Source organism: Chitinophaga niabensis (assembly GCF_039545795.1).
GTDB lineage: Bacteria > Bacteroidota > Bacteroidia > Chitinophagales > Chitinophagaceae > Chitinophaga > Chitinophaga niabensis_B.
Genome location: NZ_CP154260.1, coordinates 6363837 through 6390207 on the forward strand (window position 1 = coordinate 6363837; position 26371 = coordinate 6390207).

Genomic DNA, 26371 nt, shown 5'->3' on the forward strand with positions numbered 1-26371 from the left:
AAAATACGAATTATACGGGTGGTTAGAGTTTGACCGTGGGGGACAAAGTCCAGTTCTTTTTAACGATGAGGTTTTCTTTATAAGGGAACACTTTCTCCGGTTGTCTTTTGGGCTTACCATAATAAACCCCTGTATCCCAGATCCCGTTGCGGTTTTCATCCACCAGCACCCTTATTTCATATTCACCGGGCTGTATCAATCCTCTTTCCCATTTTCCATTATTGATCACGCCCTGGTATTTGATCTCTTTATTAGAAACCAGTTGAACCACAAACTGGTAGCCGGTATCAGTTGGCAGTACCAGGTGGGCACTGTCTCCCACGGAGAGGCTTAGTTTAATGATGCCATAATCGTCTATGCTTTTGGCATCGAAGGAAATGGTGTCTGCTTTTAAAGTGGTAATGCCCATTGTATCTGTGGCAAAACCCTGTGGGAGGATCAACTGATAGGGTTTGCCTGGTTTCCAGTTATATGCCATTTTGAACTTTTTGGAAGTGGTATCCGCCGGATGCAGGGTAAAAGCTACCTGCTTGTGGGTGGTGTCTTCCAGTAAGAGGATCTTAGCCGTATCCAATGATTTGAGGGGAGCACTAAAAACGAGGGAAAGGGAATCGCCCAGTTCCTGTTTGCCGCCATTCAATTCCGCCGCAGCCAGTAGCTTTGGTTTCTTGGGCAGTTTCGCAGCTGGTGCCGGTTCTGCGGGCGGGGCTTCTTCTTCCGCTTTCACCGTATCTATTTCAGTGAAAAGGGCCATGTTCACATTCGCCATGTTCTCTTTTAGTTCAATCAGCTCATCAGAGAAGGCGATCATTTCCTTTTTGTTGGTATATTGAAAATCCCGGTCCTCTTCTTTTAAGGCAAAGATGCGGTAGGTGCCGGGTTTCAGGTTCTTAAAACGATAGGTACCATCCCCTTTTGTTTTGGCGAGGTAAAGCGGTTTCTCCTTTGAAACAGCGGAATCCTCCAGGTTGGAGTACAGCATCACTGCCACATTACTATCTACTCTGCCGGTTTCTGCTATTAAAAGTTTGCCGGTGATCTGCAGGGAATCCAGGTATTTACCGGTAGATACCACATACTGAAAATCTTCGATGGGGTTGCGTTCATTTACATCTTTTACCGCATCTCCGAAATTGAAAGTATAGGTGGTATTGGGCTGCAGGGTATCTTTCACCAGCAGTGTGATGGTGCGTAATTTGGCAGTAACGGTGGGCGTACGTTTCAGGGTAGGGGAAACGATCATCTTTTCGATCACGTTATCCAGTTCCACATATTCATTAAAATGGAACACCACCCTTTGGCTGTTGAAGTTCAGCGTGGAGTCTTCCGGGTCAACATAGATGAGCCTGGGAGGCAAAGTGTCTCTGGAACCGCCGCCTGGAGGCACAATATTAGCGCATTGAGTAAAAAAGCTGCACAAAGCCAATATGAGCAGTGAGCCTATCCAGCCCCGGAAGTTCTGATTCATGTTCCTAACCTGAAAATTAAAATATTTGCAAACTTACATTATTCTTCTTCTTCCGGGGCAGCCAAAGTATGTAAGGCCACCTGGAGGTGATTGTTCTTTACAAAATTGCACCATTCGCAATACGGCTTCCCGCATCCGGTGTAGAAATCCCTTTGTTGTATGCGCTCCCAGCTTTCCGTGATCTGCTGAGTAACGGTTGTAATATCCGCCGGCGTGATGTTGATCTTTTCCTTAAAATATTCCCCGTTCCGGCCGGGCTCTATGAAATCAAATTCTGTGCTAACTACCAGCCAATCCTTCTGTTTATAATTATCTAACAAAATTTTATAAAATACCCCCTGCCGCCAATAGTCTCCTCCCCTGGGTAATTTTTCTTCCGGTGGGGCAAACTTCTTCCAGTCGAACTTCGTTCTTTCATAATCTCCCGTTTTATAATCCACGATATTCACCCGTTTGCCATCAAATTCCAATTTGTCTATTTTCCCTTTCACCGGCACGCCATTCACTGAAATGTTACGGAAAGTACGCTCTACGCTTACAATAGGGTTCCATTCATGAATATAACGGGTATAATAACTGCTCAGGATCCGGTGACCATATTCCATTCTTCTTTCAAAAGCTTCCGAGGTAAAGGCAGCCCGGTTATCCAGCATATAAGTATCAAAATCCTGGAGGAATACTTCTAAAGAAGGAAAAACATCCGTTATCTGCATCTTCTGGAAAAGCTTTTCCAGCGCGTGGTGAGCGGCAGAGCCAAAGGCCAGGTTTTCCTGCCTGCCCATGGGGGCTTTTATAAGCTGCTGATAAAAGAAGGCCAGCGGGCAGCGGAGATAATTATTCAGGATGGTGGCGCTCATTGTAAAGTCCTTTAGTAAAGGATCAATGAAGAGCGGGTCCATCTTTTCAATTTCCGGGGCTATCCTTTGGTTGGTTATGGGTAGTTTTTCTGCCAGATCTACACTTTCCATTAAAGCAGATAAAGTGAGATCCGGGTTACGGCGTACTTCTTCCTTTAAGACCCCGCTTTGTGGGAGCGCCTGTAATAATTCAGGCAGGGGGAGTTTCATCCACTTTTCCAGCAGGTTACTCAGCTGCAGGGCATTTTCATGCGGCCCTGTTGAGAACAGAGAAGGAATGCGGGGTTGCTGTAGGTATGCCCGTATGGTCGTTCTTTGATCTGCTGCCTGCCGGCAGATCTTTGCTGCTTCAACAGGAGGGATCTGGAAATTGGCATCATGCATGATCTCAAAAAGAAGATCTTCTCCGCTGCCCGGAATTTCCTGTTCGGCAGCAATGTATCGCAGGATGTTGAGTGTATGCCTGGAGCCTGGAGTATCTTCCTGTTTAGGAGGTTCCATCCTGGCCCCCAATAATTCCGTGAGCCTGTTTGTTGTGCCTGTGGCGTATTGCAGCTGTTCCTTATATTTTAAAAGGAGTTCAGGGGTTTGCTCCAACAGGGAGATGATGTCATCCATATCGTATTTTCCGGCAGCCAGCAGCATTTGCTGATAGGTGTGAAATTCCGGAGTGGCTGTTTCTTCCTGCCCGCTTTTTATCCGTGAAAAAAGATGTGTGAGTGGATGTAAGGCCGCGTACACATCGCCGCGGTACCTTTTGAGCGGATTGTCTTTTGAAAAGCCGTCTATGATGCTTTTGATCAAACGGATCTTTTCCAGAGGGGTAATTAGCCCTTTTGTGTCAAAAAGTGCAGGATGCTCCCGCATCACTCTCTCACAAAAAGAATGGACGGTATGTATAGTTAAACCTGTAAATACCAGGATGGGTTCATCTTCAGGGAAGGTATGCTTCATTAACGATTGTTTTCACATCCTCAAAAGGGATGAATAAAGTGATCTGCCCTACTGCATACGCTGCAATTTCATAAGGAGTATAATTGAATACTACCCCTTTGCTGGTCAGGAAAAAGTTGTCGTTCGGAGCGATGGTTTTGGAAAAAAGGAACCTTTTATCCAGCGGCTCATTGGCCGGGAGGTTGTACTTTTTGCGGAAGGCCTTTGCCAGCGCATTGCTCAGTTGGGTTTTGTAACCGGGCTTGAATACATCCGTTACCTTCAGTTCCTTCTTTTTAGAAAGGTCTATTACATGAAATCCGCTGCCCCAGTTACCATGTGCGCCACCGGTATATGCATATTCTGCATTTTCAAGGACCAGTAAAGGATATTGGTTCCATACAACACGTGTATCCGTTTGCGTACTCCAGTCCCAGGAGGCGCCTAAAGCATTTGTATCTGCATCATCACGACTGTTTTTATAGAACTGAAGGAAAGTATCGACGGGTGCTTTTACCAGCATTTCAGGATTGTTCAGGTTGTTGGAAGAGGCTGCAATCACTTGTTTTATGACGTTCAGCGTAGCTTCATCCGCACCACTCACCGGCCATACAATACTGGCGGAAGCTATACCCATGGGGGATTTTGGATTATTATAAAAAAGCGTGACGGTATCTGAGAAAGTGAAAATGTTGAATTGAACAGCTTGTGTATAATCTTCTTTCAGGTCGAAATTGTATTCACCCTTTGCACTTTTCCAGGTACCGGTAAAATGGCCGTCCGGGGAAAGTTGTCCGTAAAAAGTGTTGGCTTCGTCCTGGCTGGAATATTCCAGGAGCGTGATCTTACTGGCGGAATCCGGTTCGTTGAGGAGCTGAATGGGATCGCCTATTTTATCATACACATACCATCCCTGGTATGCCAGTTCTCCGGTACGGATCAAATGCATGGTTACAGGCTGCCCTGCCAGCGAGCCTTTGAGTTGTTTATAGAAATTGGTGGCTGTGGCTGTTGGTGTTACGGCAGCAGTACTGTCTTTTTGCGCGGCGGGTTTCTTTTCAGGTTGCTGGCAGGCTCCCAATAGTACTACGGAGACCAGTAACCAAAGGTATTTAATCATGGATGCCGATTTTAAACTGATGTAAATTACCATTTATAGAGATACGGGTCAGCAGGTGTGGGTATATATGTCTTAATTTTGCAAAAAAGCAACCAGATGATCAATCAAAAGATAGCAGATCTGCGGCTGGATTATAAACTGGCCACACTTAATGAGCAGGATATGGCGGCAGGGCCCGTGCAGCAGTTTGAACGCTGGTGGCTGGAAGTGATGCAGAGTGAGCTGGAAGAGCCTAATGCCATGACCCTGGCCACCAGTACGCCGGACGGTAAACCATCTGCCCGGATAGTGTTATTGAAGAGTTTTGACGAAGAAGGCTTTCTGTTCTTTACAAATTATGATAGCCGTAAGGGGCAGGAGCTGGCGGCAAATCCGCAGGTGACCTTATTATTCTTCTGGAAAGAGTTACAGCGGCAGGTTCGTATAGAAGGTACCGTTAGCCAGGCGGCGGTAACCATCAGTGATGAGTATTTCAGCTCCAGGCCTGTTGGCAGCCAGATCGGGGCGATTGTTTCTCCACAGAGCCAGGAGATCCCGGGGAGGTCATTTCTGGAAGAGAGGGTGAAAGCGCTGGAAGGGAAAACGTTAAAACGACCGGAACATTGGGGCGGATATCTTGTAAAACCTTTGCAGGTAGAGTTCTGGCAGGGGAGGAGCAGCCGGTTACATGACCGTATATTATATACACAGGGGGCAAATGGCAGCTGGAAAATAAGCCGGCTGGCCCCTTAAAATAACGGCTCCGGGCTATTTGCAGGCCCGGAGCTGCTAATAAATTAAGCTTTCTTTTCTGCTTTTGGAGCAGCGTTCTTCTTGGTCCTTGCAGGACGAACTTTACCGAATGAACCGTTGGAAATCTTACCCTTCTTGGTTTTGATATCTCCTCTACCCATGATTTTAAGTATTTAATTGATGAATGATCTTTCGCAAAAGTGCGTCTTTTTGGGCGCTTCAGCACAGCAAAAATAAAAAAAGCAAGAAACAAATAATGTTCCTTGCTTAAATAAGTTGGGTCGCCAACTCTTAGAGTTTGTCAGACAACGCTTTACCAGCTTTGAATTTAGCAACTTTTTTTGCTTTGATCTTGATGATCTGGCCGGTTTGGGGGTTTCTACCGTTACGTGCAGCACGTTTGGAAACAGAGAAAGTACCGAAACCAACTAAAGTTACTTTACCACCTTTTTTCAGTGTGTCAGCAACAGCTTTAGTGAAAGAATCCAAAGCATCGTTAGCTTGAGTTTTAGTAACGCCAGCATCTTTGGCGAGTTTGTCGATCAATTCGGCTTTGTTCATAGTTAGTTAAGATTTAACTAGTGAGAAAATGTTTGATGTGAGCAAATATAGCGCGTTTTATAAGATTACCAAATTTTTAAAACTTTTTTTTACAGGCTGAAAAACCCTACAGGTAACGTTTACAGCTGATTGCCTATAATAACGTACCGGATGAACATATAGTATGTTCAGAACGAAACGCGCTACTGCATTGAGTTTTAATACATCTGGCATCAAAACACCCCCTTACTTCAACTATTGTACCAAAGCCTGAAGTGCCTGAAAATAGTGAATTTCCTGTGGATAAGTTTGATAAGCTATACTACCTGCATTACCGTTCCGAAGCCTACAAACTGGTCTCCGAAAGCGTTAAAAGCTTTTTGACGAAGTGCAGGAGCATATTCCTGGAGGTAGGTATAATAGTTTTCCAGGGTATCTGTGAAGTACTGAACAGTATAAGTAGGTCCATCGGAATCATCCTGTTCCAGCAAACGGGCCATACGGTAATCGTGAAAAAGGCCGCTGGCCATGATCTCAGGGATATGTTCCTGTTTCATCCATTCCAGCCACCTGTCCTTAATAAGAGGAGAAACCTTAGTGGTTACATTATGTATGATCATGTTTATTTTAATTGAAGGTATACGGGGCAGTGGTCAGAATGTTTTACATCTTGCCAGATAGCGGCATTGGCCAACCGTTCCTGTAATGGAGTGGTTACATTTATATAGTCAATGCGCCATCCCTTATTATTATTACGTGCGTTAGCCCGGAAGCTCCACCAGCTGTATTGATCAGGTCCCGGGTTGAAGTGGCGGAAAGTATCCACAAAACCATTATCAAAGAGTTTGCTCATCCAGGCCCTTTCTTCAGGAAGGTATCCTGAGGAGTCTTTATTGGCCACCGGGTTGTGAATATCAATAGGTTTATGTGCAATATTATAGTCGCCCACCACAATCAGGTTTGGTCTTTCTTTTCTTAACAGCTGGAGGTACTCATAGAATTCATCCAGCCATTGGTATTTATAGGTCTGTCTTTCATCGCCGGTGGTGCCGGAGGGGATGTAGGTGTTAATAATGGAGATGTCGCCAAAATCGGCCCTTATTACTCTTCCTTCCGCATCGCTTTGCATATAGCCATTGCCGTATTGTAAGTGGTCAGGTTTTATTTTGGTGAGTATGGCCACACCGCTATATCCTTTCTTTTGAGCGGGAAACCAGTAATCCTGGTAACCGAGCTGTTCAAATTGCTGGAAATCTACATTGTCCCGGTGTGCTTTTACTTCCTGCAGGCAAATAACATCTGCGGGGTCGGTTTTGAGCCATTCTGTGAATCCTTTTGTCATGGCAGAGCGAAGGCCATTAACATTGTAGGTGACGATCCTCATGGTTAATAGTTTAGGCAAAAGTAAGGATTCAGTGTACACAAATAAAAAAGGCTGTCTTTACAGACAACCTTTTAACTGTTAAAATTCGTTGTGGGGGATTATATAGGTAAAGCAATACCGCCTAATCCGCCGAGCAAACTGTTCAGGAGACTGGTAACAGGTGAAAGCAGGTTACCGAGGCCGCCTGTTCCGCCACCACCCGGAAGGTTGGTGAGGCCATTAGGATCTACTGTGATACCTACGTTGATCTTACCATTGGTGTTTGCAAAATCAAGTTTGAGGAAACCGAGATCAATTAAACCGCCGTTTACATCACTGGCAGTTTGAAGGTCCAGTTCCTGGCAGCCGTAATTGTTTGATTCTAATTTTTGCATATAACAGGGTTTGAGTGAAAGGTAAAAGGCAGTGACGCCCGCTAAATGGAGCGTCACTGAAGTTTTCTGATTACAGTCCCAGAAGACCGCCACCGAGGCCACCTAACAAACTGTTAAGCAGGTTGGTAACGGGAGCCAGTAAATTGCCTAAGCCACCCAGGCCTGGCAATCCACCACCACCGCCTGGTAAAGGCAGTCCGGAAGTGAGGGCGTTGGTATCCAGTTGTGTGCCGGCAGTGATCTTACCATTGGTGTTGGTAAGGCTGAGCAAAAAGAAACCACCGTTAACGTCTTTTTCATCGGCTGCGTTCAATTCCTGGCAACCATAGTTGTGTGCTTGTAAATTTTCCATATGATAGGATTTTTGGTTAAAAACACTTTGAGGGTCGCCGTTTTTTCCTGGCCAGAGAGTGATGGCCACTATTCATTAACACCAGTAGTTTACAGGAAAAGGACCAAACGCTTGGCGAAACGTGTGGCGGGGACTTCCGTGATCATTTTTCTATGACAACCTCTAAATTAAGGCAGTGCAATCGATCGGCAACTGTTCATTTTGTTCATTATCAGGCAGATAAGAGGGTCTCTGTTCATTCTTTGAACAGGGCTTGAACAATGGGCAATTAGCAAACGGTTAACAAAATAATCGGAAATTAGCCTTGATATTGAGAACTGCCACCGTATTGGCCTGATACACGTTTGAAGCATGACAAAATCACCCCTCTCCCTCTGGCAGCGCACAATTCTGTGCTCCGTTCCCTTTTGCCTTTTCCTGCTGTTTTGTATTCCCCGGCAGGCTTATACACAAACCAGATTGATAAATGCGGTCAAGGAAAAACTTCCCCGGCTGAGTGACAGCATGCGTTATGCGGATGCGCTGAACCGGATCAGTTCATTATATATTGCCGGGCAGCTGGACAGTAGTTATAAATATGCAAAAGAGGCACAGGTGTTATCAGACCGGATACATTATCCTAAAGGGCTGGCGGATGCTTATATGAACCTTGGTTCCTGTTTTACTTTCCTCAACAACAGCCGGCTTGCGCATCGTTTTTACATGGAGGCGCTGCAACGTTTTAAAAGCATGGGTGATTCTGCGGGGATCTGCCAGGCCACCTACAATATTGGCAGTTACTATCATTATGAAGGGCGTCCGGCAATAGCTACTCCTTATATAACAGAAGCACTAGCAATCGGCAGCCGGCTTTTGAGTGATTCTGCATGGTCTCCCATGCTGGCCAATTATTACAGGATGTTTGCGGAAGACAGCCTCCGCCAGGATTCAGCGCGTTGGGCATTACACAAAGCAAGGGACATTGCCATCCGGTATCATGATGACAGGATGATCACCTATACCGGCCTTTTTATGGCAAATGAAAGATTCCGGAATAAGGAACTGCTGCAGGCCATGGAAGACCTGAAGAAGTTATCTGCCCATGCAATAGAAGAAGGTATGATGTACCTGGCTGTATATGCCAATGCGCAACTGGACCTCTATTCCACTTCTGCCGGTATGCCGGATAGTATCAGCTATAAGCAGAAAATGCTGGATGCTGCCGTAATGGGGGGATATAAGAAATTAATGACCCGTCCGGTTACGGCCCTCTATCGTCATTATAAAGCCATTAACGCCGCTGCCGCAATTCCTTATGCAGATGTGATGAGCGAGATAGCGGCTCACCAGGAGGAGTTGCGCACGCAGGGAGAATTGGATTACACGGAATCATTCCTGCATGAACAGGAACTGAAAGCACTGCGGTTGAATAATGCTTTACAGGAACAAACCATTGAAACAGACAGGCTGGAGAAGAATAAAAGGATCATGCTGATCATTTTCCTGACGGTATGCAGTGTGTTGCTGGGAGGTTTGCTGGCCTCTTATTACCGCTCTTTCAGGAATTCCAGGCAAAAGACGAAACACTTCAGGGAAGCGGCGAAGCTGGTGCACATGCAGAATAAAGAATTGCAACGCCATGATGATTTTAAGAACAAACTGTTAAGTATCCTGGCCCATGATTTCCGTCTGCCCTTAGGGCATATTATAAAGGTGACGGAACTGTTCACGCAGAAAGACATACAGGCAGAGCAATTCCGTGAGATAGCTGTGAATATTGCCTCCAGGGCAACAGAAACATTAGCGTTGTTTGAAACCGTGCTGCGCTGGATAAAATCGCAGCTGGCGGGCTTTGAATATGCACCCCAGGTGCATGTGTTGAAAGACCTCTGGAATGAAGTAAGGGAGCCGCTTTCGCAGGAGATCAGTGATAAGGAACTGATAGTGGAAGTGCATATTCCGCCGGAGCTGAAGATACAGGCCGATCATGAAATGCTGCAATTTGTACATCGCAACCTTCTCCACAACGCTGTGAAGTTTTCTTTGAGAGGCAGCCGTATCACCATTTTTGCGGCAAGGGAAGCAGATCATACATTCGTTTCCATTACAAATGAAGGCAGCGGCATTTCTGCGAATGACCAGCCGTATATCTTTGATTATAAAACACCGGGCAAGATAGCCCGTGAAACAGGCCGTGGGGCAGGATTAGCGTTGATCATCTGCAAAGATTTTATTGAAAAGATGGGAGGCACCATCAGTGTTAAAAGCGATGGCACACACTATACTACCTTTGAGTACACGATATAAACTACCCTGATATTTCATCTGTATAACTGCATAATTTATCGTTAACAGGTCTTAACACCACCTGAATTAATGAATAAACTGAACGATCATTTTCTCATTTCTGCATCCTAAATTGCATGCATAAACGATTTGCATTTGTTACCCGGTAACCATTGTACTGTAACCAAAAATAAAAAACACCTATCATGAAAAAAACAGGAAAGACCTTTATCACAGGTAGATTATCCGAATCTTTCTATCTGGGTGATATTCCTGCCGAAAGTTTGCCGGAAAAAGGGTTAAGTAAATTGTTGCTTATGCTGGCCGTACATTTTAAGGGAAATGACTGGCCACTTCCTTCACCACCATTCAATAAGAACAAATAGTATTATTCACGCAATACGCAGGAGTTAAATGATATGCCGAGGCAAACATGCGGATGAGGTATCTGCGTATAGAGAAGCTTTTGCACTTTATGACCGGGTTATTCTAGATCTCTGCAATAACACCTCCCCCTACGGATTTGGGGTTCAGATGAAATACATTTCGCCGGCCTGTATTACTGGATGAGTATAGGGTTGTATCCGGAGTGGATGTTCAGGGGGAGGCCTCCCGGTCTGCATTTCAGGTATCTGCATTCTACATATATTTTTAAAAGAACGATATGGAACTTTTTACTGCCAGCTGTAGTAATAACAGGCTGTTATTAAGAAAGGATGAACATAAAGAGATTGTGATGAACAGTCTCGCATTCATGGTAAGAGAGGAACGGATATGGCTATATGGGTATGTGATCATGGAAGATGAATTTCATCTGTTGTGGAAGAAGCAACCGGAGTGGGAGCATAGAAATATCCGGCAGATGCTGCTAAAATTTACAGCGCAGCAGATCAAGCGGCGCCTTTGGGCCGTGGACAGGAAAGAACTGGAGCTTTACAGGAGTCAGTTGCATGACCGGCAGTTCCAGTTCTGGGAGAAAACTTCTTTTTCTGCTGTTATCCCTGATGCAGATGCAGCGGAAGAAAAGTTAGGACAGTTACATGAAGTGCCTGTTTCCGCAGGGTTTTGTAGTGGTGTAACAGACTATACTTTCTCTTCCGCTGCTTTTTATCAGGAGGGATATGATCCGGAAGGTATAATGACGCATTATCACCATTGTTTTCCTGAACTGTCTGAAAATTGTTGAGTAAAACGGGTATGGTTTTGTAAACAAAGGGTCCGGAGAGTCTTCTCCGGATATCTTCTTCCTTATTCTTTGTTTTCAAAGCAGGATTATTAAGATCACAAGTACGTTTCATAAGCATAACCATAAGAGGGTCCGGGGAGTCTTCTCCGGATGTGTTTCTCCTCAGAGGGCATGGATGATGCTGTTAATGCCTCAGAAGGGCTGTGAGGGGTGCTAAATTCCTTTCCCTGATGTTTATCCCTTTAACTAAAAACATAACTCACTCTCATAGGAGTATAGCGAACATAGCTCATGCGATCCGGGGATTCTTCCCCGGTGTTTTTTTCCTCTTTAGCGGATAGCGAACATTTGTACATGTTTTCTCATTAGAATATGGTTGAATGATAGTGATCCGGGGATTCCTCTCCGGATATTAAGATCCATTAAAAAAGCCGGCCGGACATCCATCAAGGGAGTCCGGCCGGCTTTTTATATCAATAATGCGTTTTATTATCCTTTAACGAGCGTACCTACATTTCTGCCCATGATCACTTGTAACAGGTTACCGGTCTTATTCATATCAAATACGATGATCGGCAGTTTGTTCTCCTGGCAGAGTGTAAAGGCTGTCATATCCATTACATTCAGTGATTTCTGATAAACTTCGGAGAAAGTGATGGTTTCATATTTGGTGGCAGAAGGGTCCTTTTCCGGGTCGGCAGTGTAAATACCGTCCACACGGGTTCCTTTCAGGATCACATCAGCCTGGATCTCAATAGCACGCAAAGAGGCGGCCGTATCTGTTGTGAAATAAGGATTACCGGTACCAGCCCCAAAGATCACCACGCGGCCTTTTTCAAGGTGGCGGATGGCGCGGCGGCGAATATAAGGTTCTGCGATCTGCTCCATTTTGATGGCTGATTGCAGACGGGTATACATACCAGCCTTTTCAAGGCCACTTTGCAGGGCCATTCCATTAATCACGGTTGCCAGCATACCCATGTAGTCTCCCTGGGCCCGTTCAATACCGGTTTCTGCTTCATTCATTCCACGGTAGATATTACCTCCGCCAATTACTACAGCCACTTGCACGCCCAGGTCTGTAACGGTTTTGATGTCGTGCGCATACTGAGTGATCACCTTCGGATCAATTCCATAATTACTAGTTCCCATCAGGGATTCTCCACTCAGTTTGAGCAAAATTCTTTTGTACTTTGGCAACATGTCAGCTATGATTATTGTAAGATTCTACTAATAAATATACAATTCCATCCTCAAAAATATTCCCTGGAATGCTATATGCAAAAAAAAGGAGAGAATTTTTACATTCTCTCCTTTTGTATTATCTGGTTAGATTATCCTAATGCAACGCGCTTAAAGGAAGCCACCTTCAAATCTCCGTCTACGGATTTCAGGTAGTCTGCCACAGATTTTTTATCATCTTTTACGAAGATCTGCTGTAACAGGGTGCTTTCTTTAAAGAACTTGTTGATCTTACCGGCAGCGATCTTTTCAGCCATTTCAGCAGGTTTGCCTTCAGCTTTGATCTGTTCGATAGCGATCTCTTTCTCTCTGGCGATCAGTTCAGCAGGTACGCCGTCTGCATCAACAGCAATCGGGTTCATCGCTGCAATCTGCATAGCAACGTCTTTACCTACTTCTTCAGATACTGGTTTGCTGAAGCCAACCAGTACGCCCATACGGTAGTTACCATGAATGTAAGCAATAACGGAAGCAGCTTCTATTCTTTCGAATTTGCTCAGGGTGATCTTTTCACCGATTTTAGCAACCTGGTCGTTTACTTTATCAGCTACTGTAGCGCCATCCAGTTGGGCAGCGTTCAGTTCTTCAGCAGACTGGCTGTTATTAGCCAGCGCCAGATCAGCGATTGATTGGGCAAATTTGATAAAATCATCGTTTTTGGCTACGAAGTCGGTTTCGCAGCTCAGCAGTACTACCACACCAGCTTTACCGTCTGCAGTAGTTTTAGCGATCACAACACCTTCTTTTGTTTCACGGTCAGAACGCAGCGCAGCTACTTTTTGACCTTTTTTACGGAGATAATCAACTGCTTTTTCAAAGTCACCGTCAGTTTCAACCAGTGCCTTTCTGCAATCCATCATGCCAGCTCCTGTTTGCTGACGCAGTTTGTTTACATCAGCTGCTGTAATTGTTGCCATGGTATATAATCAGTTTATATGTTGAAAATTTGAATGGACGCATTTGCGGGAACAAATGGTTCAGGGAATCTTTATAAAGTGAATCGTGAACGATTAGGTACCATTCACGATTCACGAAAGTTATGTTAGCATTAAATTATCTGGAAGGACCAGGTCTGCCTGCACCGGAAGGACGGAATCCGCCGCCACCGCCACCTGGGCGATTGCCACCACCGCCACCAGGACGGTTGCCGCCACCACCGGGACGATTACCGCCGCCGCTTCTGCCGCCACCGCCACCGCGGTTACCACCAGGGCCTCCAGGACCACGTCCGGGACCACCAGGACCGCGACCGCCCGGGCCACCAGGACCACGTCCGGGACCACCAGGTTTACGACCTCTTTCACCTTTTTCATCACCACCTTCCAGCTCAAATTTGCGGATGCGGTTGTCTGCTTCTTCTTCTTCAGAAACTTCGTCAGTTTTTTCAACAGCTCTTTCAGCAAGACCTTCAGCGATTGCAGCAGCAATGTAGCTTACGATGATAGCGATAGATTTAGTTGCGTCATCGTTCGCAGGGATTGCGAAGTCAACTTTAGTAGGGTCGGAGTTAGTATCCACCATACCGAAAGTAGAAACACCAAGGCGTTTTGCCTCTGCCAAAGCAATGTGCTCGTGGCTGATGTCTACGATGAACAGGGCAGATGGAACACGTGCCAGTTGGGAGATACCACCCAGTACTTTTTCCATTTTATCCTTATCACGGGAGAGCGTGAGACGCTCTTTCTTGGTAATGTTATCAAAGGTACCATCAGCCAGCATCTTTTCAATGCTCTGCATTTTCTTAACGCTCTTACGGATGGTAGCAAAGTTGGTCAACATACCACCTAACCACCTTTCGGTAACATAAGGCATGTTCACGCGTTTTGCAGCTTCGGCAACGATTTCTTTCGCTTGCTTTTTTGTAGCTACGAACATGATCTTTTTACCGCTTTTTGCGATGGATTTCAGCGCTGCTGCTGTTTCCTGTAAACCTTCAACAGTTTTGTTGAGGTCAATGATATGAATACCTTTCTTTTCTGCGAAAATATAAGGCAGCATCTTCGGGTTCCATTTCTTCTTCAGGTGACCGAAGTGTACACCGGCTTCCAGTAACTGCTGCTGTAATGAAGTATTATTTTCCATGTTGTTTTAATCAAATTGATGGTCAAGAATTGAATGATACAATCATTAACGTTTAGAGAACTGGAAGCTTCTTCTAGCTTTAGCTTTACCTGGTTTCTTACGTTCAACTGATCTCGGATCACGTTTCAACAAGCCGGCAGCTTTCAGTGCAGGACGGAATTCAGGATTGATCTCGCACAGTGCACGAGCAATACCCAGCTTTACAGCTTCAGCCTGACCTTTGATACCGCCACCTTGCGCATTCACCTTAACATCGAATTTATCCAGCGCGTCAATGGTTTTGAAAGGCGCTTCTACCTGATTTTGCAGATAGATCAGCGCGAAATATGTTTTATAATCCTTGTCGTTCACCAGAATGGTGCCGGTACCTTTGCTCACGTAAACGCGGGCAACTGCTTCCTTACGACGACCGATAGTATTTTTTTGTTTTTCCATTATTCAGGTGTGATTAGAAAGTTAAAGGTTGCGGTTTCTGTGCGCCATGAGGATGTTCTGCACCGGCGTAAACAAAAAGTTTTTTGTACATCGCACGACCCAGGCGGTTTTTAGGTAACATACCTTTTACTGCCCTTTCGATCACAACTTCAGGACGACGGCGCAGCAGGTCTTTAGCAACCTCTGCTTTTTGACCACCGGGGTAACCGGAATAAGTCAGGTACTCCTTATCGTTCAGTTTGTTACCTGTGAAAACAACTTTATCAGCGTTTATCACAATAACATTGTCACCACAGTCAGTGTGAGGAGTATAGTAAGGCTTATTCTTACCTCTCAGGATGGCTGCAATTTTCGCGGACATTCTACCTACGGTCAGGTTGGTAGCATCCACGATATGCCAGTCGCGCTTTACGTAAGCGTCATTGGCAGATTTCGTTCTGTAGCTTAAAGTATTCATTGCTTAATAAAATAAGATTTATTTCTCGCCCTATTTGGGAGTGCAAAGCTAAGTTGTAAAAATAAAATAACCATCAGTTTGAGCCTCTTTTTTTCAGGGCATGCTCATAATGTATTGATATTCAATAAAGAATTTGACGAGGAGTTATCAACAGGTTATTAAATGCCCGGTTTTACAGGGTCTTTTACAGCAGAAAGGACCGAAAACCCGGCCCTTTCTGCTTTTTATATGGAGTTATTATAGCTGTTAGTTACGATCCCGCGCCCCCAGGTACATTAATACATAATGGAACAGGAGAACCAGGGAGGATACAGCGGCCACTACATAAGTCATGGCAGCCCACCAAAGCGCATCTTTGGCCATGGCATGCTCCTTTTGATAAGTTATTCCTGTACTATCCAGCCACTGGAGCGCTCTTTTTGAAGCATCAAACTCTACCGGCAGGGTGATCAGAGAGAATAAGGTAGTAATGGCAAAGAGAATAATCCCGCCCAGCAACAGGCCCGGAAAAACCTTGAGCATCAGCACCCCCCCTAAAAGCACCCAGGGCATAATGGTGGAACTGAACTGCACGGCCGGTACCAGTTTGGATCTTAAGGTCAGCCATTGATAGCCTTTACTGTGCTGTACAGCATGGCCGCATTCGTGAGCCGCTACTGCAGCTGCGGCCACACTGTTGTTATTATATACATCCGGGCTGAGGTTCACGGTTTTATTAGCCGGGTTATAGTGGTCGCTCAGGTGTCCGTCCACAGATATAACTTTTACGTCATAAATACCATTATCCTTCAGCATTTTTTCAGCTATCTCCCGCCCGGTAAGGCCTGAAGAGGTTGGCACAGCGCTGTATTGCTTGAATTTATTTCTTAATCTGTAGCTTACCAGCATACTGATGCCAAAGAAGATCAATGAAATGATAGTCACTCCTGGTGTTAGCATCATAATTGTTTTTAATGTGTTGTCTTAATTTGACCCTCAATTACTATCAAAACTCTTACCATTTGAAAAAGCAGAAGGATTTGTCAGCAGCAAAAAATTAACACTGTCACTTTGTCTGAAAGAGGGGTTTTAAGGCCAGCCGAAAGGTCATTTTGTGTGGTTATATATATTTGTAATATGTTCGAATATTAATATATGAATGCTTGTATTACCACCCTTCTCTATCAATATTTTACGAGTAGTTGCTGAAAATTACTTGAGGGCGAAATAGGCTACAATAGAGGCTTCCAGCCGACAGGCTGCCACCAGAGTTAACACTTTAAAAGTTATTAACATCCTTTAAATAAACTTTTTTATTCTCGAGCCATTTAGTAATTTAGTCGTGAATTTAATGGGTTAGTAAGTAGAAAGAGTCAGCGGAATCCTCCGTTGGCTCTTTTCTCATTTAAGGCATTCTTATCCCCGATTTTCTCTTTTTTTAGAATCGATTTTCAATTTTTCGCATCAAAATGCGATGATAAGATCGTTGATTTATTCTTCTCCTTTTTTTCATCTTACTTTGCTGCATGAGTAAAATCAAAACAGCATTTTTTTGTCAGAATTGCGGTTATGAAACAGCAAAGTGGACAGGTAAATGTCCTTCTTGTAATCAATGGAACACTTTTGTAGAAGAAAAAGTTCAGAAGGATATACCGCTACGTCAACAGGAATGGAAAACAGAATCTCCAAAGGCACCCAAAGTAGTAAGTCTTGATGCAGTGGAAGGACTTGAAGAAAGAAGATGGTTAACCCCTGATGCAGAGTTGAACAGAGTGCTGGGAGGAGGCATAGTAGCGGGTTCGCTGGTATTGGTAGGTGGTGAGCCGGGCATTGGTAAATCTACTTTATTCCTGCAGAATGCATTGTTGCTGAAAGGAATTAAAACACTGTATATCAGTGGAGAAGAAAGTGAGCAACAGATCAAAATGCGGGCAGACAGATTGAAGATACAGAATGATCAATTTTATCTGCTTACGGAAACATCTACACAGGTTATCTTCCAGGAGATCAAAAAACTGGAACCTCAGTTGGTGATCATCGATTCCATTCAAACGTTACAATCTCCCCTGATAGAATCTGCTCCGGGAAGTGTATCTCAGATAAGGGAAACTGCCGCAGAGATGCAACGCTTTGCTAAAGAGACCAACACCCCGGTTTTTCTGATAGGCCATATCACAAAAGATGGCTCCATAGCAGGCCCAAAGATCCTGGAACACATGGTGGATACGGTTTTGCAGTTTGAGGGCGATCAGCATTATGCCTATAGGATACTCCGTACTATCAAGAACAGATTTGGTTCAACAGCAGAATTGGGTATATATGAGATGTCCGGAGAAGGACTCCGGCAGGTAAGTAATCCTTCCGAGATACTGATATCCCAGAGAGATGATCTTTTAAGCGGCGTAGCCATTGCATCTACTATTGAAGGGTTGCGTCCTATGTTAGTGGAAGTACAGGCATTGGTAACACAATCTGTATATGGAACACCGCAACGGACAGCTACGGGTTTTGATCTGCGCCGTTTGCAAATGTTACTGGCGGTATTGGAGAAAAGAGGTGGTTTCCATTTTGGGGTAAAGGATGTATTCCTGAATATAGCCGGCGGCATCCGGGTAGAAGATCCTTCTATTGATCTTGCCGTGTTATGTGCGTTGTTATCTTCCTACGAAGATACCGGCGTATCGCATAAATATTGCTTTGCGGGTGAAGTTGGATTGAGTGGTGAGATCCGCGCTGTTAACAGGATTGAGCAACGTATAGCAGAAGCGGAGAAGCTGGGATTCGATAAAATATTTATCTCTAAATATCATAAGAAAGGGCTTGATTTCAGTAAATTGAATATCGAAGTGGTTCCCCTGGGCAGGGTAGAAGAAGTATATCGTTTCTTATTCTGATCATCGGAACCGGCATTGTTTTGTTAACCTTAAAACGAAGTGTAATGATCCGATCATTGCTTCACTTGTTATATCCGCATGTCTGCGAAAATTGCGGACATGATCTTACCCGTACGGAAGAAGTGTTATGTATCAGCTGCATGAGAAAAATGCCGGCTACCTCTTTTCAATTAACAGCCAATAATCCTGTAGAGAAGGTCTTTTGGGGACGGGTGCCGGTGCAGCATGCCATGGCTGGTTATTACTTTGCAAGGGACGGTTGTTTGCAGCAGCTGATTCATCAGTTTAAATACAAGGGGAGAAAAGATATTGCTGTTTACCTGGGCCGCCAGCTTGGCTTACAATTAAAGCAAAGCAGCTGGTGGCAGCATATTTCATTGATCATACCTGTTCCCCTGAATAAAGTGAAGTTGCGGCACAGAGGATACAACCAGGCGGCAATGCTTGCGAATGGCATTGCTGACATATTGGGTTGTGATCTAGCGGAAGATGGCCTCAGCCGTAAAGCGCATGCCGTTACCCAAACCCATAAAACCAGGCTGGAAAGATGGGAGAATGTAGCGGAAGTTTTTCTGCTGAACAACCAGGAGAAAGTAAAGAACAGCCATGTGCTGCTGGTGGATGATGTATTGACCACCGGTGCTACTCTTGAAGCCTGTGGGCATGCATTACTGGATGCAGGAGATGTTACGTTAAGTATCTGCAGCCTTGCTTATGCCAACAGGTAGGGGCAAAAAAATACAGGTGTTCGAAAACACCTGTCTCTGGTAACTATTCCACGTTATGAATACGCAATTGTTGCATTATGTCAACTACAGCTTATGAGGAAGATTTTTATTTTTTCCTTTTCCTGGAGTATTTTCTTTAGATCCCTGTTTTACGTTCTTGTTGATGTACACTACTCTGAAGGAATCATCCGCCAGGGAGTTCTCAACAATCACCTGTTGCAATCCCAGCTTTTCCAGGTTGCGGCTCAATTGTCCGATATCGTCTTTGATCGTCATCTCGAATAAATTTTCCGGGTTATTAATATGTTTTCTAACTGATCGGGTCAATGCTATCAGCATCACATATAACAACATCCGGCGGCAGCGCGGTGGTGGTAGGATACAGCTGCCTGCAGGTGAACATGATCTTCAAACGGCTCCTTTAAAAGCATAGTTTTAAAATATTGAACGGTTGGTTTCTGTTTCGTTGCTATTACCCTACAAATTTAGTGGACTTTTCATTCTAACAAAAATTATTTTTTATGATTTATATCATATTCTGCGTAACTGGCTGAAAATTAGAATATTGTGTCTTTAGGATTCTTATAAGGCCTTGCAATCGGCTCATAGGCAATGCTTATGCTGTTATTATTCAGGAGTTATCTATCTTTGCAAATGCCCGAAGGTAGATTTGTTTATTGTTCGACCCCCGGGTTGTATTGTAAACCGTAACTAATAAACGTTATTGCCATGAAATCATTACAACAATGCGCCTCAGAGCGTATCCTCATCATTGATGGTGCAATGGGCACCATGATCCAGCGCTACAAACTCCAGGAATCTGATTACAGGGGGGAACGATTTAAAGATTACCATTCAGATGTGAAAGGTAACAGCGACCTTTTGTCTATCACCCAGCCCGGCATTATTGAAGCCATACACAGGGAATACCTGGAAGCGGGGGCAGACATTATTGAAACCAATACATTCAGCAGCACTGTAATTGCACAGGCTGATTACGATATGCAGGACCTGGCATATGAAATGAACGTGGCTTCCGTACAGGTGGCCAGGCGCGCAGCGGATGATTACACCCGCCGCAATCCTGATAAACCTCGTTTTGTTGCCGGCGCCATAGGCCCTTTGAATAAAACATTGTCTATTTCTCCGGATGTGAACAACCCCGGGTTCCGTTCAGTGACCTTTGATGAAGTGGTGGATGCTTATTACCAACAGGTGAAAGCACTGTCTGAAGCTGGTGCGGATATCCTGCTGATCGAAACCATCTTTGACACGCTCAATTGTAAAGGTGCCATCTTTGCTATTAAGAAATACTTCCGCGATACCGGTAAACCGGAATTGCCTATTATGATCTCCGGTACTATTACAGATGCTTCCGGCAGAACGTTGAGTGGTCAAACGCTCGAGGCTTTCTATATCTCCGTGATGCACGCAAAACCATTTTCTATCGGTTTGAACTGTGCATTGGGAGGCGAGCAGATGAGGCCATATATAGAGGAGCTTTCACAGATAGCAGGTTGTTATGTGAGCTGTTATCCTAACGCCGGTTTACCCAATACATTTGGTGAATACGATGAAGAGCCACATGAAACTGCCCACATCATTGAAGATTTTGCAAAGGAAGGTTTTGTGAACATTGTTGGCGGCTGTTGCGGTACCACACCTGATCACATCCGTCATATGGCGCAGAATGTAAGCTCCATTGCCCCACGTCCATTGCCAGTGTTGGAAGCAACATTGTAATAAAGCATCTGAATAAGAGGAAAAATTAGCATGAATACTCCACATATTATTAAACCGTATTTGCGGTTAAGTGGTCTCGAACCACTGGTTGTAAGGCCGGAAACTAACTTTCTTAACGTAGGTGAACGTACCAACGTAACAGGCTCCAAGAAATTTGCAAGACTGATCCGTGAAGGATTATTCGAGGAGGCATTGTCTGTTGCACGCCAACAGGTAGAAAGCGGTGCGCAGGTATTAGATGTGAACATGGACGATGCGTTGCTTGACGGTGAGAAGGCCATGACCACTTTCCTTAACCTGCTGGCTTCAGAACCTGATATCTCCCGCATACCCGTGATGATCGATTCCAGTAAGTTCAGTGTGATCGAGGCGGGACTTAAATGCCTGCAGGGTAAATGTATCGTTAACTCCATCAGCTTAAAAGAAGGTGAGGAGAAGTTCATAGAACATGCCATCATCTGCCAGAGCTATGGTGCTTCTGTTGTTGTAATGGCTTTCGATGAAAACGGCCAGGCAGATACTTTGCAGAAACGGGTGGATTTCTGTCATCGTGCTTATAAGATCCTTACGGAAAAAGTAGGCTACGATCCCCAGGACATCATTTTCGATCCGAATATCTTTGCGATAGCTACTGGTATTGAAGAACACAACAACTATGCAGTTGAGTTCATCGAAGCCTGCCGCCAGATCAAAAAACTGATGCCGCTCACAAAGATCAGTGGTGGTGTGAGTAACGTTTCTTTCTCTTTCCGTGGGAATGATACGGTGCGGGAGGCCATGCACTCCGTATTCCTGCTCCATGCCATCAAAGCTGGTCTGGATATGGGTATTGTGAACGCCGGTATGATCCAGATCTATGATGAGATAGAACCTCAGCTCCGCGAATTATGTGAAGATGCTATCCTCAACCGCAGAGAAGATGCAACGGAACGCCTGATCACTTTTGCAGAAACGGTGAAAGCAAAAGGAAAGGTGGAAGAGAAGAGCCAGGCATGGAGAGAAGGTACAGTGGAAGCAAGATTGAGCCATGCATTGGTAAATGGTATCACAGATTATATTGAAGCAGATACAGAAGAAGCCCGTCAGAAATACGACCGTCCCTTACAGGTGATCGAAGGTCCGCTGATGGATGGGATGAATGTGGTAGGAGATCTTTTTGGCGCTGGTAAAATGTTCCTGCCGCAGGTGGTGAAGAGTGCACGGGTGATGAAAAAGTCCGTTGCGGTACTGACGCCATTCATTGAAGAAGAGAAAGCAGAGTATGTAAGACTGAATGGCGGGCAGATCAAATCTGCCGGTAGAATATTACTGGCCACCGTAAAAGGAGATGTACACGATATCGGTAAGAATATTGTTGGTGTGGTACTGGGTTGTAATGGTTATGATATCATAGACCTGGGAGTGATGGTGCCTGCTGACAAGATACTGCAGGCAGCAAAAGAACACCAGGTAGATATTATAGGTCTTAGTGGTTTGATCACACCCAGCCTGGATGAAATGGTACACATTGCCCGGGAACTAAAACGGCAGAAATTCAATATTCCTTTGCTGATAGGCGGTGCTACCACATCCCGTACGCATACAGCCGTGAAGATCGCACCTGAATATGAAAATGGTGTAGTGCACGTATTGGATGCATCCCGGAGTGTAACCGTTACCGGTAACCTCCTGAACAAAGCATTAAATAAGAATTTCCTGCAAGAGGTGAATACGGAATATGTGAAACTGAATGAGGCATTCCGCAATAAGCGCCCGGTTAAACAATACCTCACTGTTGACCAGGCCAGGCAAAATAAAGTGCCGGTTGACTGGAACAATTTCAACCCGGTGAAACCTGCATTGCTGGGCACTAAAACATTTACAGATTATGATCTTGCAGAGATCGCTAAGTATATAGACTGGCAGCCATTCTTTATTGCATGGGAACTGCATGGTAAATTCCCCCAGATCCTGGAAGACAGTGTGGTGGGTGTGGAAGCTACCCGTTTGTATAAGGACGCGCAGGATATGCTGAAGAAGATCATTGATGAAAAATGGTTACGTGCAAGAGCGGTGATAGGTATGTTCCCTGCAAATTCAAATGGTGCAGACTCTGTTATGGTAACCGCTCCTGATGGGGCTGAGTTCCCATTGGAGTTCCTGCGGCAGCAGATCAAGAAAGCGCCTGGCCAGCCTAACTTCAGCCTAGCAGATTACATTGCGCCTAAATCAACAGGTAAGCAGGATTATATAGGAGGTTTTGCAGTTACCACGGGAGAAGGTATTGAAGAAAAGCTGGAAGAGTTCAGAAAAGAACACGATGATTATAGCAGTATCATGCTGAAAGCACTGGCAGACCGCTTTGCAGAGGCATTTACGGAATTGCTGCATGAAAGAGTGCGGAAGGAATTCTGGGGTTATGCCACGGAAGAACATTTGAGCAACGAACAGCTGATCAAGGAGGAGTACCTGGGTATCCGCCCTGCGCCAGGTTATCCTGCCTGCCCGGAACATACAGAGAAGTATAAACTCTTTGATCTGTTGAATGCAACAGAAGAAACGGGGATCATCCTTACGGAATCACTGGCCATGTACCCTGCATCCAGTGTGAGTGGCTGGTACTTAGCCAACCCCGAATCCAAATACTTCGGATTAGGTAAGATTGAAAAAGATCAGGTGGAAGATTATGCGAAGAGGAAAGGATGGCCTTTGGAAGAAGCAGAGAAATGGCTGCGTCCGAACCTGGAATATGATATGTAATAAAGTCAATGCATAAACGAAAAGCCCTTCACATTGTGAAGGGCTTTTTTATTTTAACAGGGGAATAGTTGCTATCAGCAGGTCCCCGTTGTAGAACTTGATCTCTTTCAGGCCTGCTATATCCTGTACAGCACCCAGCCAGGCTGCTGTAGAACTATAACTTTCCTTCTTGCCGCCGTTAACGGATAGCTGTACATGCAGAACGGGGCCATCCAGTTTATAGTTGGTGAGTCCCAGCGTTCTTTTCTCAAAAGAGGCCGGAAGTGTAGCTGCCAGGAGTACCTCGCGATCAAAATTGATCGTGTCCACCGTATTGTTCATGGTCTTTGCTGCCCCGAAGATATTGTCAAAGATAGGCTGGGACTGGATCACCCAGCAGGCGATACTATCCTTCTGATTGAGTGTATTCTTTACAAAGTATCCATTGATCTGCCTGAAATGAATAGGAATATTGGTAGCCGGAGGGGCACTGGTGCTATCTGTTTTGAGCGTATCCGTAGTATTGGTTTGTTTATTGCCGCTGCCACAAGCCATAAGCAGCAGGCATCCAATAACGAAGATATTTTTCATAACACGGGTTTAATTTAAAGATAATGATAATAACAGACTGATGTTCAGGGAAACCACGTTAAAATTTGCGTAAAAATACGCTTGATCTACCCTCTTGAGGGTAGTACCTTTATCACGTGCTTAAGAATCGCATTTAACCCCAAAAAAGTTCAGAATTTGAAATCAAGTTAAGGTACACTGCTTTTGTTAACCCCAGTTACAGTTTTAGAGAGGCGTATGGCAATGCGCCTCTCTTCTTTTTATTTCATTACTTCACATCTACCCACATCCCGTTATCCCTGATCAGATCGATCAGCTCATCCACGGCCACATCACTGCTGAGCCCGCGTTTCACAACTTCTTTGCCACGGTAAAGCGTGATCTTGCCTACGCCGCTGCCAACATATCCAAAGTCGGCATCAGCCATTTCACCGGGACCGTTTACGATACATCCCATGATGGCAATTTTCACCCCTTTTAAATGATTGGTGACTGCGCGGATGCGGGCAGTGGTTTCCTGTAAGTCAAACAGGGTACGGCCGCAGGAGGGGCAGGAGATATATTCTGTTTTAGAGATCCTGGAACGGGTAGCCTGCAGAATGCCAAAGGCCACATTGTTGATCAGGCCCAGGGGTTCTGTTACAGGAGAGGGCTGCCGGCTAACAGAAAGGTCTGGCAAGGCTTTCAGCCAAAGTCCGTCCCCAAAACCATCGAGCAGGAGCGCACCGGTTTCTGTAGCATAATGGATAAGGTCCTCTTCCGGATTATTATGTCCGCTGTTGCATAGCAGGATCACCGGTTGTGTGATCTTTCTTTCCATCAGGTCCACCATGGCCCTTCTGATAGCGGCCATGGCATGGGCAGAGGAGGAATGCAGCACAGGAACTACGTTGTTTTCCAGATTTTCCAGGAATGCTGTAAAGTCTGTAGTGCCCAGCTCGTCTGCATTTGCATGAACGAAGTTGATCTGGGCCAAACGTTTTTCCCGGCGGGCTGCGAGATATCCCTGTATGTCAAAGTAAGGGAAGTATTTTTCTTTATCAGCTGCCTGCAGCCAGGTATGATATTGTACGATCACTTTCAGCGTACCGGGCAAAGCAAAGTTCAGTTCCTGGTTGCCGGTGAAGATGTAATCTGCTGCGGCATCACCGATGTTCCATTTATCCGTATCTGCATCATAGTTATACCCGATGCCTTGCAGTTCTTTAGAGGAAATGTGGTGCAGATGACTAAGATCAGCTACTACTACCGGAACCTGTTTGCCTCCGATGTTATCTACCTCCCCAGTATCCCTGCGTTTGAAGGCAAAGGGGGAGTAGGGAAGCTTTTCCGGATCTTTAAGCGGGAGGATGGGTGTATGAGAAATACGGTGTGTATAACGTTTTACCAGATCGCGGCAAACGGGTAGTTCAAATTCAGGATCTTCCGTGAGGGAAACCCGGATAGTATCTCCTACACCATCTTCCAGCAATGTGCCGATACCGGCTGCGGATTTGATCCGTCCGTCTTCTCCATCGCCGGCTTCAGTTACACCCAGGTGGAGGGGATAACAATGACCCAGTTCCTGCTGCATGGTCTGCACCAGTAAACGATAGGCCTGCACCATCACCTGCGGGTTACTGGATTTCATGCTGAGTACAATGTTCCGGTAATGAAGGTCTTCCGCAATGCGGAGGAATTCCATTGCGCTTTCCACCATTCCCATTGGCGTATCGCCATAACGGCTCATGATACGGTCACTGAGGGAACCATGGTTAGTGCCGATCCGCATGGCGGTGCCGTATTCTTTGCAGATGTTCACTAATGGGGTGAAGCGTTCGCGGATACGGTCTATTTCCTCCAGGTATTCCGCATCGGTATATTCCAGCAGTTCAAATTTCTTTTTATCTACATAGTTACCCGGGTTTACCCGTACTTTTTCCACGATGCGGGCAGCTATTTCTGCCGCATTGGGAGTAAAGTGTATATCTGCTACCAGCGGGGTGTTATAACCCAGGCGGCGTAATTCATTTTTGATGGGAAGCAGGTTTTCCGCTTCTTTTTTGCTGGGAGCTGTAATGCGCACCAGTTCTGCTCCTGCTTCAATACAACGGATGGCCTGTGCTACGGTTCCCTGGGTATCCATGGTATCCGTGGTGGTCATGGTTTGGATACGGATAGGGTTAAAGTTTCCGATGGTAAGGTCTCCCACTTTTACTTCCAGAGTGGCTAAACGTTTATACTGAGTCAGCGAATGGCAATACAATTGCATGAAAATAGAATATAGATGTAACGCAAAATTAGGAAAGATTCAGCGGCAGAGGGTTAATATA

26 protein-coding genes are annotated in these 26371 nt (G+C 45.2%); 8 read left to right on the top strand and 18 right to left on the bottom strand.

Going from position 1 to position 26371, the window contains the following annotated elements; genetic code table 11:
- Positions 1-22 precede the first annotated feature (22 nt).
- From AAHN97_RS25580 to AAHN97_RS25590, 3 genes are read right to left on the bottom strand one after another with little or no spacing between them, the layout of a single operon-like run.
- Positions 23-1468 (bottom strand): Ig-like domain-containing protein, encoded by a 1446-nt coding sequence (locus tag AAHN97_RS25580; protein WP_343304926.1) that lies wholly within the window; start codon positions 1466-1468, stop codon positions 23-25.
- 38 nt (positions 1469-1506) lie between these two features.
- Positions 1507-3279 carry a RecB family exonuclease gene (locus AAHN97_RS25585; RefSeq protein ID WP_343304927.1) on the bottom strand — a complete coding sequence of 591 codons (1773 nt, stop codon included), beginning with the start codon at positions 3277-3279 and terminating at the stop codon, positions 1507-1509.
- Positions 3260-4378, bottom strand: a complete 1119-nt coding sequence (locus AAHN97_RS25590) for a DUF3298 and DUF4163 domain-containing protein (RefSeq protein WP_343304928.1) — start codon at positions 4376-4378, stop codon at positions 3260-3262. The genes AAHN97_RS25585 and AAHN97_RS25590 overlap by 20 nt, the downstream gene beginning before the upstream one ends.
- A gap of 96 nt (positions 4379-4474) precedes the next feature.
- Between AAHN97_RS25590 and pdxH the strand changes: the two genes are divergently transcribed.
- Positions 4475-5110, top strand: coding sequence for a pyridoxamine 5'-phosphate oxidase (gene pdxH / locus AAHN97_RS25595; RefSeq protein WP_343304929.1), 636 nt, complete (start codon positions 4475-4477; stop codon positions 5108-5110).
- Between the two features lie 44 nt (positions 5111-5154).
- On the opposite strand, the gene AAHN97_RS25600 is transcribed toward pdxH, so the two are convergent.
- From AAHN97_RS25600 to AAHN97_RS25625, 6 genes are all read right to left on the bottom strand, one after another.
- Positions 5155-5271, bottom strand: coding sequence for a 30S ribosomal protein THX (locus AAHN97_RS25600; protein ID WP_074241464.1), 117 nt, complete (start codon positions 5269-5271; stop codon positions 5155-5157).
- 130 nt (positions 5272-5401) lie between these two features.
- Positions 5402-5671, bottom strand: a complete 270-nt coding sequence (locus AAHN97_RS25605) for an HU family DNA-binding protein (protein WP_074241463.1) — start codon at positions 5669-5671, stop codon at positions 5402-5404.
- Between the two features lie 296 nt (positions 5672-5967).
- A complete protein-coding gene (locus AAHN97_RS25610) occupies positions 5968-6270 on the bottom strand; it encodes a DUF4286 family protein (RefSeq protein WP_074241462.1) in 303 nt (100 codons plus the stop codon).
- A gap of 2 nt (positions 6271-6272) precedes the next feature.
- Positions 6273-7034 (bottom strand): exodeoxyribonuclease III, encoded by a 762-nt coding sequence (locus AAHN97_RS25615; RefSeq protein ID WP_343304930.1) that lies wholly within the window; start codon positions 7032-7034, stop codon positions 6273-6275.
- 98 nt (positions 7035-7132) lie between these two features.
- The gene (locus tag AAHN97_RS25620; RefSeq protein ID WP_343304931.1) at positions 7133-7408 is read right to left on the bottom strand and encodes a hypothetical protein; all 276 of its coding nucleotides are present in this window, start codon (positions 7406-7408) and stop codon (positions 7133-7135) included.
- A gap of 70 nt (positions 7409-7478) precedes the next feature.
- The gene (locus AAHN97_RS25625) at positions 7479-7760 is read right to left on the bottom strand and encodes a hypothetical protein (protein ID WP_343304932.1); all 282 of its coding nucleotides are present in this window, start codon (positions 7758-7760) and stop codon (positions 7479-7481) included.
- Between the two features lie 351 nt (positions 7761-8111).
- Here AAHN97_RS25625 and AAHN97_RS25630 point away from each other — a divergent pair, with 351 nt between their 5' ends.
- From AAHN97_RS25630 to AAHN97_RS25640, 3 genes are all read left to right on the top strand, one after another.
- The gene (locus AAHN97_RS25630) at positions 8112-10046 is read left to right on the top strand and encodes a tetratricopeptide repeat-containing sensor histidine kinase (RefSeq protein ID WP_343304933.1); all 1935 of its coding nucleotides are present in this window, start codon (positions 8112-8114) and stop codon (positions 10044-10046) included.
- Positions 10047-10231: 185 nt separating this feature from the next.
- Positions 10232-10411 carry a hypothetical protein gene (locus tag AAHN97_RS25635; protein WP_343304934.1) on the top strand — a complete coding sequence of 60 codons (180 nt, stop codon included), beginning with the start codon at positions 10232-10234 and terminating at the stop codon, positions 10409-10411.
- A gap of 278 nt (positions 10412-10689) precedes the next feature.
- Positions 10690-11211: a hypothetical protein gene (locus AAHN97_RS25640; protein WP_343304935.1), complete on the top strand. Its 522-nt coding sequence runs from the start codon at positions 10690-10692 to the stop codon at positions 11209-11211.
- Positions 11212-11700: 489 nt separating this feature from the next.
- Here the strand turns inward: AAHN97_RS25640 and pyrH are convergent, their stop codons facing one another.
- From pyrH to AAHN97_RS25670, 6 genes are all read right to left on the bottom strand, one after another.
- Positions 11701-12414, bottom strand: coding sequence for a UMP kinase (gene pyrH / locus AAHN97_RS25645; RefSeq protein WP_343304936.1), 714 nt, complete (start codon positions 12412-12414; stop codon positions 11701-11703).
- A gap of 131 nt (positions 12415-12545) precedes the next feature.
- Positions 12546-13370, bottom strand: a complete 825-nt coding sequence (tsf, locus tag AAHN97_RS25650) for a translation elongation factor Ts (protein WP_343304937.1) — start codon at positions 13368-13370, stop codon at positions 12546-12548.
- A gap of 136 nt (positions 13371-13506) precedes the next feature.
- Complete coding sequence (gene rpsB, locus AAHN97_RS25655; protein WP_074241453.1) at positions 13507-14535, bottom strand: 30S ribosomal protein S2; 1029 nt, start codon at positions 14533-14535, stop codon at positions 13507-13509.
- 45 nt (positions 14536-14580) lie between these two features.
- A complete protein-coding gene (gene rpsI / locus AAHN97_RS25660; protein ID WP_074241452.1) occupies positions 14581-14970 on the bottom strand; it encodes a 30S ribosomal protein S9 in 390 nt (129 codons plus the stop codon).
- A gap of 13 nt (positions 14971-14983) precedes the next feature.
- Positions 14984-15427: a 50S ribosomal protein L13 gene (rplM, locus tag AAHN97_RS25665; RefSeq protein WP_074241451.1), complete on the bottom strand. Its 444-nt coding sequence runs from the start codon at positions 15425-15427 to the stop codon at positions 14984-14986.
- Positions 15428-15673: 246 nt separating this feature from the next.
- Positions 15674-16369, bottom strand: coding sequence for a zinc metallopeptidase (locus AAHN97_RS25670; protein ID WP_343304938.1), 696 nt, complete (start codon positions 16367-16369; stop codon positions 15674-15676).
- A gap of 563 nt (positions 16370-16932) precedes the next feature.
- Here AAHN97_RS25670 and radA point away from each other — a divergent pair.
- Positions 16933-18300, top strand: a complete 1368-nt coding sequence (radA, locus tag AAHN97_RS25675; protein ID WP_343304939.1) for a DNA repair protein RadA — start codon at positions 16933-16935, stop codon at positions 18298-18300.
- Between the two features lie 44 nt (positions 18301-18344).
- Positions 18345-19028, top strand: a complete 684-nt coding sequence (locus tag AAHN97_RS25680; RefSeq protein ID WP_343304940.1) for a ComF family protein — start codon at positions 18345-18347, stop codon at positions 19026-19028.
- Between the two features lie 84 nt (positions 19029-19112).
- Here the strand turns inward: AAHN97_RS25680 and AAHN97_RS25685 are convergent, their stop codons facing one another.
- Positions 19113-19304, bottom strand: a complete 192-nt coding sequence (locus AAHN97_RS25685) for a hypothetical protein (protein ID WP_343304941.1) — start codon at positions 19302-19304, stop codon at positions 19113-19115.
- 453 nt (positions 19305-19757) lie between these two features.
- Here AAHN97_RS25685 and AAHN97_RS29010 point away from each other — a divergent pair, with 453 nt between their 5' ends.
- Positions 19758-20771, top strand: coding sequence for a homocysteine S-methyltransferase family protein (locus AAHN97_RS29010; protein WP_430516954.1), 1014 nt, complete (start codon positions 19758-19760; stop codon positions 20769-20771).
- Between the two features lie 30 nt (positions 20772-20801).
- Positions 20802-23510 carry a methionine synthase gene (gene metH, locus AAHN97_RS25690; RefSeq protein WP_430516955.1) on the top strand — a complete coding sequence of 903 codons (2709 nt, stop codon included), beginning with the start codon at positions 20802-20804 and terminating at the stop codon, positions 23508-23510.
- A 48-nt stretch (positions 23511-23558) separates the two neighbouring features.
- Here metH and AAHN97_RS25695 read toward each other — a convergent pair whose 3' ends face one another.
- The gene (locus AAHN97_RS25695) at positions 23559-24080 is read right to left on the bottom strand and encodes a hypothetical protein (RefSeq protein ID WP_343304942.1); all 522 of its coding nucleotides are present in this window, start codon (positions 24078-24080) and stop codon (positions 23559-23561) included.
- A 247-nt stretch (positions 24081-24327) separates the two neighbouring features.
- Positions 24328-26310, bottom strand: a complete 1983-nt coding sequence (gene ispG, locus AAHN97_RS25700) for a (E)-4-hydroxy-3-methylbut-2-enyl-diphosphate synthase (protein ID WP_343304943.1) — start codon at positions 26308-26310, stop codon at positions 24328-24330.
- Between the last annotated feature and the right edge of the window lie 61 nt (positions 26311-26371).